The organism is Coxiella endosymbiont of Dermacentor marginatus (assembly GCF_907164955.1).
Classification (GTDB): Bacteria; Pseudomonadota; Gammaproteobacteria; order Coxiellales; family Coxiellaceae; genus Coxiella.
This window is the reverse complement of sequence record NZ_OU015521.1, coordinates 1-13,832: the sequence shown is the minus strand read 5'-3', so window position 1 is coordinate 13,832 and position 13,832 is coordinate 1. Positions and strand designations below refer to the sequence as shown.

The window sequence follows — 13,832 nt, the reverse complement described above, 5'->3', positions numbered from 1 at the left end:
TAGCTATTTCAAAAAAAATTTTGCAATACAATAAATAGAAATATTAATGGTTATGGAGAAAGAAAATGTTAAATATTAAGCAGCCTTATTGGGTTTCCATCCCCTATCGAGATCCATTAGATTATGCTGTAGTTTTTAGTAAACTGGACTATTTTGTCTTTTTAGACAGTATGAAGTTTAATTCGAAGTTTGGTAGATATAGCTATATTGCCATAGATCCGTTTGCTACACTTATTTATCGAGATAGTAATATTTATTTTAATGGTCAAGTGATGATGGTGACGAAAAACATTTTCACCTTATTGTATAATAAATTAGAATCATTCTCGCTTTCCTTGAATCTTAATTTACCGCCTTTTCAAGGCGGGGTGGCTGGTTTTTTTAGCTACGATTTAATCAGGGATTTGGAAAATTTACCCAATTATTCTCAAGATGATATGCAGTATCCTCGTATGGCGGTGGGATTTTATGATTTAATTATTGCCTTTGATCATGTGAAACAACAAGCATGGATTGTTTCTTCAGGATTACCTGAGAAAAATAAGGAAAGAAGGCTGCGTCGTTCAAAATTACGTCTTGTTTGGTGTTTACAAAAAATTAAAAATATTAAAATACCATCGTTAACAGCGAAACCTTTAATAAAAGAAAATGATATTAGTAACTGCTTTACTCAAAAAACTTACATAGAGGCGATAGAAAAGTGTCGTCGTTATATTTTAGACGGTGATATATTTGAGGTTAATTTATCGCAAAGATTTCAAGGCGGTTTTCCAAAAAATTCTGAATTTATACTTTATCAACGAATCCGGGCATTAAATCCCGCACCGTTTGGTGCTTATGTTCGTTTTAATGATACAACCATTATTTCGAGCTCTCCAGAGCGGTTTTTAAAATTACATAACCGAAAAGTAGAAACAAGGCCTATAAAAGGCACAATTAGACGTTCTAAAGATACAAAAGAAGATTTTGCATTAGCCCAAACGTTAGCAACAAGCAGTAAAGACCGTGCGGAAAATACGATGATTGTAGATCTCATGCGAAATGATTTATCAAAGGTGTGTTTTATCGATTCAATTAAAGTACCTGCGTACTGTGAGGTAGAAAGTTATGAGACAGTACATCATTTAGTATCTATCATTGAAGGAAAATTAAAAGATAATTTTCATGCTGTTAATCTGTTATGTGCTGCTTTTCCAGGAGGTTCAGTAACAGGTGCTCCTAAAATAAGATCTATGGAAGTAATTGAAAAGCTAGAACCTACACGGCGAGGCCCTTATTGTGGCAGTGTGGGTTATATTGGTTTTGATGGAGGTATGGATACTTCAATTCTCATTCGAACATATATTGTTAAAAATTATATGGTTACATTTCAGTCGGGTGGTGCAATTGTGTTAGACTCTGACCCTCTTGCAGAATATGAGGAGACACTTATTAAAGCTTCAGCTTTAAAGCAGGCATTAATTATCAAGATGTAAAAGAACAAGCATCTACTGATTTTTAACATTGTGAGATAAAAATAGTGCATATATAACTTACTGATAAATTTTCCTTTATTAGTTAAGGAAAATTTATCAGTACAGCTAGTTAAAATTAAGATGCATATTGCTACCCTAAATCAGATGAACCTTAGTGGACCTCTTTGATTAAGAGGAAATACTACAGAACACAGTGTAGCCAAAAATTCAAAAAATTGCTTCTGAATTAATTTCTGGATTTTTGAAGATCATTAGTTGCTCCAAGTTTTATTTCCAAATTTCATCAGTATTTGCTTTATGTCAGCTAATAATATTGTCAATGCAACAATACAATTGAACACAGGATAAAAAATCTTTGCTTGAGCTGATGCGTAATTAACCATCATTCTACTTAAAGCGTTGTTGATATCAGTCAAGATAAATAAGATACCATTGAGTATATTAAATTAATTTCCTAATTTTTCGCAAGGATAGAAGCAATATTCACAATATTGGTTATTGTTAAGATTTTATTTTGAAGCTGTCTTTTTCAGGTGATATTGTAAAAAGCGATCAACAAAGAATTCAAAGATTCACTTTTAAACTTCTTTCAGCCTATTCTTTAAAGTTCTTTAAGTGATGCCATTCTTCGTCAGATACTTTGCTAAGAGACTTGATGTTCTCTTGGGAATTTTAATAAAAATTTTTTTATTTTTATCATTTCCTGAGCTTAGTAATTATTTTCAGACATTCTTTTTTTTTCCTAAATGTTTTTCTTCTTTTCAGTTTAATTAAAATTAAATAGAGCTTCCCATGATGTCATTCTTTGCTTCTTCTACTAGAGCTTGGGGAAGAAGGTATTGCATGACATAAATAAACGTGTCGCATCACGTTTATCTCAGATACATGTAATGGTCTCAGTATAAACTTGTTGAAATTTGAATTAATTCAAATTTAATGTGATGAATGTTGAAAGCTAATTTTTTTTAAATTAGCTAAAAATGGGCTTTTTTAATAAAGTATTCTCTAAATTTTAGAAAAACCCATAAATTTAAGAAAAGAAAAAATGTACTTTAGGAAAAAGTTAATACTTTGCATGCCTAAATTGTTAAAAAAACAGCAGGATGTTATTATCTTTTGTGCTTTACTGTAAGGGTTCCATTATGCCAGCGATCAAACTTCCAGATGGGAAAATAAGAGAATTTTCTGAACCTGTAACTGTTAAAAAAGTCGCTGAGTCTATTAGTGCAGGACTTGCTAGGGCTGCCTTGGCAGCAAAAGTCGATGATCGTTTGGTAGATATTTCCTATGTAATTGAAAAAGATACTGCTCTTAAAATTATTACTAACAAAGATCCCCAAGGATTAGAAATTATTCGCCATTCTACAGCACATCTTTTAGCTCATGCTGTTAAAGAATTATTTCCGAAGGCTCAGGTCACTATTGGTCCTGTAATTGAAGATGGATTTTATTACGATTTTGCTTTCGGACGTTCTTTTACCCAGGAAGATCTTAAAAAAATTGAGAAAAAAATGCGTGAGATCACTAAAGCCAATTTTAAGATTGAAGGAAAAATATTAGATCGCGAGGCAGCCTTAGCTATTTTCGAAAAAATGGGTGAAAAGTATAAAGTTGAAATTATTCGTGATATTCCAGAAGAGGAAACATTAATAGCGTATCAGCAAGGTAATTTTATTGATCTTTGTCGTGGCCCGCATGTACCATGCACAGGTTTATTGAAAGCTTTTAAATTAACAAAATTGGCAGGCGCGTATTGGCGAGGTAATAGTAAAAACGAAATGTTGCAGCGCATTTATGGAACGGCATGGGCGGACGCCAAAGCCTTAAAAAGTCATTTGCATTATCTTAAAGAAGCTGAAAAGCGGGATCACCGTGCACTTGGAAAGAAAATGGATTTATTTCATTTTCAACCAGAATCGCCTGGTAATATATTTTGGCATCCTAAAGGGTGGAGCATTATACTTCAAATGCAAGAATACATTCGTAATCTCACTCATAAGTGCAACTATCAAGAAGTTAACACACCTCAACTAATTGAATCGAAATTATGGGATAAATCAGGTCATCTAGAAAAATTTGGCGACGGCATTTTTAGCTTGACTCTAGAACCACAGCAATATGTGATTAAACCAATGAGCTGCCCAGCCCACGTTCAAATATTTAATCAAGGTATAAAAAGCTATCGTGATTTACCCATTCGCTACTCTGAATTTGGTACCTGTCATCGTAATGAGTCGTCAGGTACTCTGCATGCTTTAATGCGGCTGCGAGGTTTCATTCAAGATGATGGACATATTTTCTGTACGGAAGGACAAATTCAAGAAGAAGTATTGACTTTTATCGATCAGTTGCATGAAGTATATGCTAATTTTGGTTTTGATGCAGTCAGTTATAAACTTTCTACTCGGCCCAAAGAACGAGTTGGAAGTGATGAAGAATGGGCTAAGGCCGAAAAAGCCTTGATAGAGGCATTGGAAAAAAAAGATGTAAATTGGGAGATCTTATCAGGTGAAGGCGCTTTCTATGGACCTAAAATTGAATTTTCTTTGCAAGATTGCTTAAGGCGAGTATGGCAATGCGGAACAGTACAAGTTGATTTTTCGATGCCAGAACGATTGGGCGCGCATTACATTGACATAGAAGGGTTTAAAAAAACTCCTGTAATGATCCATCGCGCCATTTTAGGTTCGTTTGAGCGCTTTTTAGGAATTTTATTAGAAGAGTGTTCTGGGAAATTGCCCCTCTGGCTAGCACCTATTCAAGTGGTTATCATGAACATTACAGATCGGCAGGCTGATTATGTTGAGGAAATCGTAGAAAATCTTCAAAATTTAGGAATTAGGTCCACATCAGACTTGAGAAATAAGAAGATCGGCTTTAAAATTCGCGAACACACTATTGCGCGTGTGCCTTATCAAGTTATCATTGGTGATCGCGAAGTTGCTGATAAAACACTAGCAGTACGTGTATTAGAGAATGATGGGAAACTAATTAGTCTCACATTGGAAGAGTTTTATCGTCTATTAAAAACGAAAATTAATCAGCGCAGTAGAAGTTCATCAGTAGAATTCACTAACTATTTGAGGAGATAACATATCAGATCGAAACGAACACGCGTCAATAAGCAAATCTGTGTCCCAGAAGTGCGATTAATTGATGATAAGGGTGAGCAGATGGGAATCATGAGAATTGAGCGAGCATTAGCCCTTTCTGAAGAGGCGGAGTTGGATTTAGTTGAGGTTTCTCCAACAGATAGACCACCTGTCTGTCGTATTATGGATTTTGGTAAGTACCAGTTTGAACAAAGCAAGAGGAAAGCAACTCAAAAGAAAAAACAACGGTTGATGCAGCTTAAAGAAGTGAAATTTCGCCCCGGAACGGATGCAGGAGATTATCAAGTTAAGTTACGTAAAATCGCAGCCTTTTTAGAGCGTAGAGATAAGGTAAAAGTGAGTCTGCGTTTTAGGGGACGAGAGATGCAACATCGGGAATTAGGATTGGAATTGCTAAATCGTGTCAAGCGGGACTTAGAAAACATTGTTATTGAACAAGAACCAAAGCTAGAAGGTCGTCAAATGACGATGGTGATTATGAAAGGTAAGGGATGAGAGTAATAAAACAAAGAGTGGTGGAAGTCATGCCGAAATTAAAGACTAATCGTGGAGTTACGAAACGGTTTAAAAAAACAGGACAGGATGCTATCAAGCAAGCTGCAGCTAATCATAATCATATTTTGACTAAAAAATCGCAAAAACGGAAACGTCGATTACGAAAACTGCATCGGATCGCTAAAAGCGATATTAGAGTAATTAAAAAAATGTTGGGAATTTAAGGTTTGGTTAAATTCTTCATATGGTCTCCTATCCTTTTTTCTGGAGAAAGAATTAGATGGAGAGGAGTTTTTGAGTTTGTAGTGGAGAAATAACATGCCAAGAGTAAAGCGAGGTGTTACCGCAAGGGCTCGTCATAAAAAAATATTACGCAAAGCAAAAGGCTATTATGGTGCTCGCAGTCGTATCTATCGTGTGGCGAAACAAGCCGTAATTAAAGCAGCCCAATACGCTTATCGTGATCGCAAACAGCGAAAGCGTCAATTTCGTTCTTTATGGATTATGCGTATCAATGCTGGTGCACGAGAACACGGTCTTTCCTATAATAGTCTGATTAATGGATTAAATAAAGCAGTAATTCTTATTGATCGTAAAGTATTGGCGGATTTAGCAGTCAATGATAAAGTTGCTTTTGGAAAATTAGCTGGGAAAGCCAAGCTTACATTAAACACATCATAATACGCGAATTATGCAGGCTCAGTTAGGATCTTTATTGCAAACCGCTAGAAAATTCATCGAAGAAGCGCCCGATGAATCCACTCTGGAAAAAATTCGCGTTAGTTATCTTGGTAAAAGGGGAAAAGTAACTGACTTACTAAAATCGTTAGAGATATTTTCTTTCAAAGAGCGATCAAAATTTGGAAAAGCGATTAATGAAATTAAGCATGAAATTCAGATTTTACTCAATAAAAAATTTGTACAGCTGCGTGAAAAAGTCTTGCATGAAAAGTTAACGCAAGAAAAAATTGATGTTACCCTTCGAGGTCGTTATGACAGTCTTGGTACTATCCACCCTATTACTCATGTTTCTGAACGAGTAACCAACTTATTTACTTCTCTAGGTTTTCAGGTTGTCGATGGCCCAGAAGTTGAGGACGAGTATCATAATTTTGAAGCATTAAATATTCCTTCTAAGCATCCTGCGCGGACAATGGTAGATACTTTTTATTTTTCAGATAACCAGTTATTACGAACGCATACTTCCAATGTACAAATACGTCAAATGAAGAAAAAATGCGCACCAATTCGATTAATTGCGTTAGGGCGGGCATATCGCCGTGATTTTGATCCTACTCATACACCTATGTTTCATCAAGCGGAAGGATTGGTAGTAGATAAACAATGTACTTTTGCGGATCTAAAGGGTTTGTTGCAACAATTTTTAAATTGTTTTTTTGAAACTAAATTTCGTTTGTGCTTTCGTCCTTCATATTTCCCTTTTACCAAACCTTCTGCTGAAATTAATATTTATCAACCAACTACCAAAAGCTGGCTAGAAGTCTTGGGTTGCGGTATGGTTCATCCAAATGTATTACGTAATGTAAATATTAATCCTGATGAATATAACGGTTTTGCTTTTGGTGTTGGTTTAGATCGATTAGCTATGTTGCGCTATGGGGTGCCCGATTTACGTCTCTTTTTTGAAAATGATTTGCGTTTTTTGAGGCAGTTTTAATTTATGAAATTAAGTGAAACTTGGCTTCGCGAATGGATAAATCCCCCAGTTAACACTAAGCACTTAGCAGAACAACTTACTTTATTTGGTTTGGAGGTTCATTCTATTGATCCTGTCGCTCACTCTTTTAAAAAAGTAGTGGTAGGAGAAATACTATCTACAAAGAAAAATGCCGATGTAGATCGATTGTCTCTTTGTCAGGTGAATGTAGGAAAAACTGAGATCTTAGAAATTGTGTGTGAAGCAACTAATGTGCGTGCTGGTCTGAAAGTTCCTGTTGCCTTAATTGGCGGCCGAGTAGGCGATCTGAAGATTAAAAAAACCAAATTGCAGGGTGTAGTTTCATATGGAATGTTATGTTCAGAATGGGAATTAGGATTGTTTGAATATCAAAGCGGATCCATCATGGAGCTTCCCTCTAATGCCCCTGTTGGAAAAGATTTACACGATTATTTACAATTAAAAGATTCTATTTTTGATATTGATTTAACACCTAATCGAGGTGATTGTGCTAGTGTTCGAGGAATCGCTAATGAAATAGGCGCTATTAAACGGCTTTCTGTAAAAACACCCAAAGTAGCCAGCTTTGAGTCGACTATCGATGCTATTTTTCCTATTTATATACAAGCAAAAGAAGCTTGTCCGCATTATGTCAGTCGGATTATCTGTAATATTGATAGAAATGCTCAAACACCGCTTTTGATGCGAGAACGCTTGCGTCGCAGTGGATTATATTCTATCCATCCCATTATAGATGTTATGAATTATGTAATGTTGGAATGGGGCCAGCCTATACACGCATTTGATTTGAATCAATTATCTGGTGAGATTTGTGTGCGCTATGCAAATTCCGGAGAAAAAATTGTCTTAATCAACGGAACAGAAATCACTTTAAATAATAATACCTTAGTCATTGTAGATGAAAATCAAGTACATGCTATTGCTGGAGTTATAGAGGGTGCTAATTCAGTCGTTAATGAAAAAACAAACAATATCTTTTTGGGAAGTGCGTATTTTACACCAAGCAATATTGCTTTGACGGCACGATATTATGGTTTAAATACGGATTCCTCGTATCGATTTGAACGTGGTGTTGATTTCAAACTGCAAAAACTAGCAATAGAACGTGCAACGGAATTATTATTAGCAATTACTGGCGGAAAACCTGGTCCTATCGAAGATCAACTCATTAAAGAAACTTTTCCTACTATTAAAACAGTTGATTTACGTCGTGAACAAATTAAGAAATTATTAGGTGTAGAAATTTCTGATAAAGAAGTTCATCAAATTTTAAGTTCTTTAGGAATGGTCCTTCAGTTAAAAGTAAATGGTTGGCAAGTGACAGTGCCCAGTTATCGTTTTGATATCACTCAAGAAATAGATTTAATTGAGGAGATAGCACGATTATATAACTATGAGCGTATTCCTCAAACCATTTTGAACTGTAAAATGACTCTACCCCCTCTGTCAGAGACGGAAGTAAACCTAGTCCGAATTCGCTGTTTAATGGTCGATCGGGGGTATAATGAGGTTATGAATTATAGTTTTGTCGATGATAAATTGCAAAGTCAGCTTAATCCCAATGTAGAATCTCTTACCCTTTCTAATCCGATTACGAACGATATGAATGTCATGCGTAACAGTTTATGGCCTGGGCTTGTTACTACAGCGAGATACAATCAATCTCGTCAAATTCAGCGTGTAAGACTATTTGAAATCGGTAACTGTTTTATTAAAAGTGAGGGAAAATGGAATCAGCCAGTTAAAGCAGCTGGATTAATTGTAGGAGATGTTCATAGCTTGCAATGGGGAGAAAAAGAACGTTCAGTCGATTTTTATGACTTGAAAGGAGATGTCAGTATTCTATTATCTCTTAGCTGCTCTAAAAAAGATTTTCGTTTTATATGTGCGGAGCATCCTGCCTTACACCCAGGTCGATGTGCTGCTTTGTACTTTAAAAAGACTTGTATTGGTTATATGGGTGCCTTACATCCTATGCTGGTAGAGAAGTTAGACCTATGGGGTACTCCTTATCTTTTTGAAGTGGAACTTAAGACTATTACGAAGAAAAAATTGCCCCACTATCAACCTAACTCTAAATTTCCTGCTGCCCGTCGTGATCTTGCCATTGTAGTAGATCGAGACGTTGAAGCGTCGCAAATCGAAGAAGAAATTGCTCAAAGTGCCGGACATTTATTGATCATGAGTGAAATTTTTGATATATACGAAAGCAATGAACATATTGAATTTGGAAAAAAAAGTGTTGCTTTGGGATTAATCTTTCAAGACCCATCGCGCACTCTAATAGACAAAGACATTAAACAGATCATTGAACGCATAATCGCTGATCTTGAGCGTAAGTTCAATGCCAAATTGAGGGCATAAAAGCCGATGGCGCTTACGAAAACTGACTTGACAGGATACTTGTTTAATTTAGTGCACTTAAACAAGCGAGAGGCGAAAGAATTAGTTGAATTGTTCTTTGAAGATATCCGTTTTTCATTAGAAAGAGGAGAGTCTGTAAAATTATCAGGATTTGGTAATTTTAATCTGCGTGATAAAAAACAACGTCCTGGGCGCAATCCTAAAACTGGCGAGGCAATTTCTATTACGGCACGGCGTGTTGTGACATTTCGTGCCGGCCACAAACTCAAATCCAGAGTGGAGAAAAATGTTAAACTACAAGGAATTCTAAAAAAGTGAGTTTGCTCTCTATTCTTTAAAAATTTATATCATCGAAGATACTAAGCAGAAACTAACTGCCAACGCTTCCAAAGATAAACAAGGACACTAAAACTACAAATCCATAAAAAGCCGTCGTACTATCCCATCAAGCGATTTCTGAATTTGAGAAAGCTATGATGGTTTTAGAGATGGCTTAGTCGTCATCCCTTTCTTTGAAAACCTTGCTATCAAAATAAAATTAAATATAAATTTAAAAAAGCGTTGATTATACGAAAATTAATTTTTTAAAACATGCCTGTATACTCTACAAAGCAGAGATGTCAAAGAAACACTTTTTTAATGAAATTCAATAACTCTAAGAAAAGGTATAAACAACATCATTTTTTTAAAATTCCATTGTAAATTAAGCTAATGATTTTATAATACGAATTTTACTTTTCATTCGGGGCGTAGCGCAGCCTGGTAGCGCGCTTGCATGGGGTGCAAGTGGTCGTAGGTTCAAATCCTACCGTCCCGATAAGTTTAATTTTTGAAACCAAATGCGTCTAATTCACATAAATTAAGTAAATTAGACAGAATCAAAATGATAAAACCCAAATCTGCTCGCTCTTAGAAAGGCAAAGAACAGTCAGAAAACTATTAAAAAAATAAGTTAGCAAATCTTGAATGTATCCTTTAATAAGAAAAGAATTTTGACGGATACAATTGAGGCTATAGAAGAATAAATAATTCTCAATATTTCTCGAAAACTTAGCGAGAAGTATTATACTCTCTTATAAAAATTTGTAATTATCAAAATATCCTCATTTTTCTTAGGGAAAATAAAAGATTTTAGAAAAATATTCTTTAAAATTTGATTCGAATTTTTATTTCTTAGATAAAAAAATTCAAAAAAGTAGTAGAAAAACTAGAAATAATTTGAAGATATTTTTAAGTATTTTCTTAAATAATGATGAAAAAAATTATAGAGATAATCTAGTCATAACATATTCTTACGTATGAGAATTTTCTGTTTCCAAAGTTTAAATATGGAATAAAACAATCGATCCATATTTGCAGAGAAACTTTAGAGTATCTTGCTGTTTCATCTTCGATCTTAGGAAAAATAATAATTAACTTAGAGCGATTTTTAAGTTGATTAATAATTGTAAATCGTTTGAACATTTATTTTGATTAGAAAAATGTATGATAAATTAGTAAAATCTATTTATGAATCTTCGAGATTTAGAATATTTGATTGCTTTAGCAGCCCACTGCCATTTTGGCAAAGCAGCAAAAGCATGTTTCGTGAGCCAACCAGCCCTGAGTATGCAAATAAAAAAATTAGAAGAAAATCTAGGTATTCAATTAATCGAGCGAACCAATAAAAAAGTTTTCTTAACAGAAATGGGTGAGAAGATTACTGAAAAAGCACGTAGCATTATACTGCAGGTAACTGCTATGCAAGAGATTGCAGCTCAAGCAAAGAATCCTTTTAGAGGTGAGCTGCATTTGGGTATCATTCCTACTGTAGGCCCTTATCTTTTACCGCATATTATTCCAGATTTGATAAAGACATTTCCAGATCTTATTCTCTATCTTAGAGAAGAAAAAACTACTACTTTGATAGAGAAATTAATTCAAGGGAAATTAAATGCTGTTCTATTGGCAATTCCCTTAATCGAAGAAGAAGATTTAGAAATCTTACCCTTATTTGAAGAAGAGTTCTTCTTGGCTTTACCTCGTCATCATACATTAGCTAAGCATAAAATGCTTACGTTATCTGATTTGGAAAATAAGACCTTGCTTTTACTCGAGGAAGGTCATTGTTTGCGTGATCAAGCCTTATCAGTTTTTCGTCGGTTAACTACTTCAGAAACAAAGAGTTTCCAAGCGACTAGTTTGGAAACTCTAAGGCATATGGTAGCTGCTAATGTGGGTATGACTTTGATGCCTAAATTATCTTGTTATCCCAGTGATAATATTTGTTACTTGCCTTTTAATTCACCTAAACCTATGAGAACGATCGGAATAGCTTGGCGACCTTCAAGCACTCAAAAGATTTTATTAAAAAATGTAATTACTCGAATCAGAAAAGTAATAACTCAGAAAGAAATAGTAAAAGTAATCCATACTACTGTCTCTTGTTTTAACTCAAGTTATATGTTAGGGTAAGCGGCGGGATTTCAAACTTTGAAAATATAAATATCGGGAGAAAGGAAGAAATTGAGTCTTTAGCCCCCATATCGTTCGCGCTTTTTCGCGCTTTTTTAGGAATACTAATTGATAATTTTTTTAGTTTAGTAAAGAGGTAAAGATTTTTAATTTATCAACTCAAACATGTATTAATCAGGCACTAATTACGTATTTATTATTTATTTCTGTTATGCTTTTTTATGTGTGACTCTTAACAAAAATTTCTTCTTCGCAATTCCTATTTATAGTAAAATAAATCATTCAGTGATTATGCCGCGAATCTCTGAGTCATCATATCATAACCATCAATTTTTTCTTAAGCGTATCTTACTCATTAAATGGAAAGAAAATTTGTATTATTTTAAAGACATGATTTTGGCTATTAAAATTTAACAAAGAATAAAATAAATCACCAAGTAATTGAATCTGTATTTACTACGAGTATATTAGAATTCTAAATTTATTAAAATTTTTAAAGCCACTCACTAGTGATTTAGTTTTTTCATTTTAGTAGTTGATTTTATCAGGATCTTTCGGAAGCAGAAAAAACTCAGATGTTTTAAGTAAAAAGTATGATATTACTATTCATATGTAAATCGAATGATTTTTGAATTTTTTCTTTTCTCTAGATCCTCATCTTTTTATAGTTATCGTTCTTTTTGCTTTTTCATATTATTATAATCACTCAATTTAGCGTTCTTTATATGACTACGTAAATACCATCCTCTTAATTGTAATATAAGAAAAAGCTACTGATTAAAACCTATTGATTCTTAGTTTAAAAATGATAAATTGTTTCCCATAGCTTTTTAGGGGTTGGAGTTATTGATGGATAAAAGACTATTAGAAATATTGGCTTGCCCGCTTTGCAAAGGTAAATTGGTATATAAGAAAGAGTTGGAAGAACTCCATTGCCGATTTGATAAAATAGCCTATCCTATTCAAGCAGGCATCCCAGTAATGTTAGCTGACAAAGCCCATTTATTAACAGAAAATGAGAGATAAGATGGAATTCCGAGTCATCATACCGGTTCATTATAATTCCAGCCGGTTACCGGGTAAAGTATTAGCAGATATTGCTGGTAAGTCGATGATTCAGCGCGTTTACGACTGTGCTTTGAAAAGTGGTGCAGAAGATGTCGTTATTGCAACTGACGATAACCGTATAAGTAAAGTAGTAAAAGACTTCGGAGCAACGGTTTGTATGACTTCTTCTGATCATCAGTCCGGAACTGAACGTGTTGCAGAGGCTGTTGTTGCCTTGGGTTTAGAGGATGATGAAATTGTAGTTTGCTTACAAGGTGACGAGCCATTAATTACCCCAGTAGCTATTAGAAAACTAGCAGAGGATCTTTGTGAACATGATAATGTAAAAGTAGCATCTCTTTGTACACCAATTACGGATATCGACGATTTATTTAATTCTAATACCACTAAAGTGGTTCTGAATCGTCGTAACTATGCTCTTTATTTTAGTCATGCCCCTATTCCATGGAATCGTTTTACCTTTAATAGTAAAGATAATAGTAAAGAGAGTATTAAATTAAACAGCTCTCATTTTCGTCACGTCGGTATTTACGCTTATCGAGCTGGATTTTTAGGAGAATATCTTTCTTGGGATAGCTGTCCTGCAGAAAATCTTGAAGCTTTAGAGCAATTGCGTATCTTATGGCACGGTGGCCGTATTCATATGGTAGTTATAAAAGAAAAATGCTTACCCGGCGTTGATACAGCAGAAGATCTACAACGAGTTCGCGAATATTTTAGGTAAGTAAGATTAAGTAAAGTATGGAAAAAGCTTTATATTGTAAAGCTCAGATCATTGAATCTCAACTCGTTCGGGAGATTTTTACGAATAGTTTTAAAATAGACTATTATGATCGATAAGGTACTGTAATATATTCAGATATCGGGCATCTTTACTAAAATTTGGAGTGGGTGCATGATCTCTCTTGTTAGTACGGTATTATTCCACACGCTGTAGATTACAAACTTTAAATTTTAACAATCGTACTTGTCTTCTCGACCTGAAGCATCTGTTTAATTAGACATATTGAAGCTGAAAATGTTATAGCAAAAATTTATATTCCATTTTGATCACCCTAAAATTTTGACTGATTAGTTCGATGTGATAGATTCACAGTTATCACATCGAATTCTTTAACTCATCATTTTATTTGGTTGACTGATCAAAAGGACTATTATAGACTT

The 13,832-nt window shown here is 34.4% G+C and carries 11 protein-coding genes and 1 tRNA gene; all 12 read left to right on the top strand.

Features of this window, described 5'->3' with window-relative positions:
- Positions 1–65 precede the first annotated feature (65 nt).
- The 12 genes from pabB to kdsB all read left to right on the top strand — a co-directional run bounded on the left by pabB (position 66) and on the right by kdsB (position 13,392).
- The gene (gene pabB, locus ONG85_RS00060) at positions 66–1,475 is read left to right on the top strand and encodes an aminodeoxychorismate synthase component I (RefSeq protein ID WP_264435557.1); all 1,410 of its coding nucleotides are present in this window, start codon (positions 66–68) and stop codon (positions 1,473–1,475) included.
- Between the two features lie 1,142 nt (positions 1,476–2,617).
- Positions 2,618–4,567 carry a threonine--tRNA ligase gene (gene thrS / locus ONG85_RS00055; RefSeq protein ID WP_264435556.1) on the top strand — a complete coding sequence of 650 codons (1,950 nt, stop codon included), beginning with the start codon at positions 2,618–2,620 and terminating at the stop codon, positions 4,565–4,567.
- Between the two features lie 3 nt (positions 4,568–4,570).
- Entirely contained in the window at positions 4,571–5,083 is a 513-nt protein-coding gene (infC, locus tag ONG85_RS00050; RefSeq protein ID WP_264435898.1) for a translation initiation factor IF-3, read from the top strand.
- 29 nt (positions 5,084–5,112) lie between these two features.
- Entirely contained in the window at positions 5,113–5,307 is a 195-nt protein-coding gene (gene rpmI / locus ONG85_RS00045) for a 50S ribosomal protein L35 (protein WP_264435897.1), read from the top strand.
- Between the two features lie 94 nt (positions 5,308–5,401).
- Positions 5,402–5,764 carry a 50S ribosomal protein L20 gene (rplT, locus tag ONG85_RS00040; RefSeq protein ID WP_264435555.1) on the top strand — a complete coding sequence of 121 codons (363 nt, stop codon included), beginning with the start codon at positions 5,402–5,404 and terminating at the stop codon, positions 5,762–5,764.
- A gap of 10 nt (positions 5,765–5,774) precedes the next feature.
- Positions 5,775–6,761, top strand: a complete 987-nt coding sequence (gene pheS / locus ONG85_RS00035; protein WP_264435554.1) for a phenylalanine--tRNA ligase subunit alpha — start codon at positions 5,775–5,777, stop codon at positions 6,759–6,761.
- A 3-nt stretch (positions 6,762–6,764) separates the two neighbouring features.
- Positions 6,765–9,146 carry a phenylalanine--tRNA ligase subunit beta gene (gene pheT / locus ONG85_RS00030; RefSeq protein WP_264435553.1) on the top strand — a complete coding sequence of 794 codons (2,382 nt, stop codon included), beginning with the start codon at positions 6,765–6,767 and terminating at the stop codon, positions 9,144–9,146.
- Positions 9,147–9,152: 6 nt separating this feature from the next.
- Positions 9,153–9,464 carry an integration host factor subunit alpha gene (locus ONG85_RS00025; protein WP_264435552.1) on the top strand — a complete coding sequence of 104 codons (312 nt, stop codon included), beginning with the start codon at positions 9,153–9,155 and terminating at the stop codon, positions 9,462–9,464.
- Between the two features lie 425 nt (positions 9,465–9,889).
- A tRNA-Pro gene (locus ONG85_RS00020) sits at positions 9,890–9,963 on the top strand.
- A 692-nt stretch (positions 9,964–10,655) separates the two neighbouring features.
- Positions 10,656–11,600, top strand: a complete 945-nt coding sequence (locus ONG85_RS00015; RefSeq protein ID WP_264435551.1) for a LysR substrate-binding domain-containing protein — start codon at positions 10,656–10,658, stop codon at positions 11,598–11,600.
- A gap of 849 nt (positions 11,601–12,449) precedes the next feature.
- Complete coding sequence (locus tag ONG85_RS00010; RefSeq protein ID WP_264435550.1) at positions 12,450–12,626, top strand: Trm112 family protein; 177 nt, start codon at positions 12,450–12,452, stop codon at positions 12,624–12,626.
- Positions 12,616–13,392 carry a 3-deoxy-manno-octulosonate cytidylyltransferase gene (kdsB, locus tag ONG85_RS00005; RefSeq protein ID WP_264435549.1) on the top strand — a complete coding sequence of 259 codons (777 nt, stop codon included), beginning with the start codon at positions 12,616–12,618 and terminating at the stop codon, positions 13,390–13,392. Before ONG85_RS00010 ends, kdsB begins: the two co-directional genes overlap by 11 nt.
- Positions 13,393–13,832: the final 440 nt, after the last annotated feature.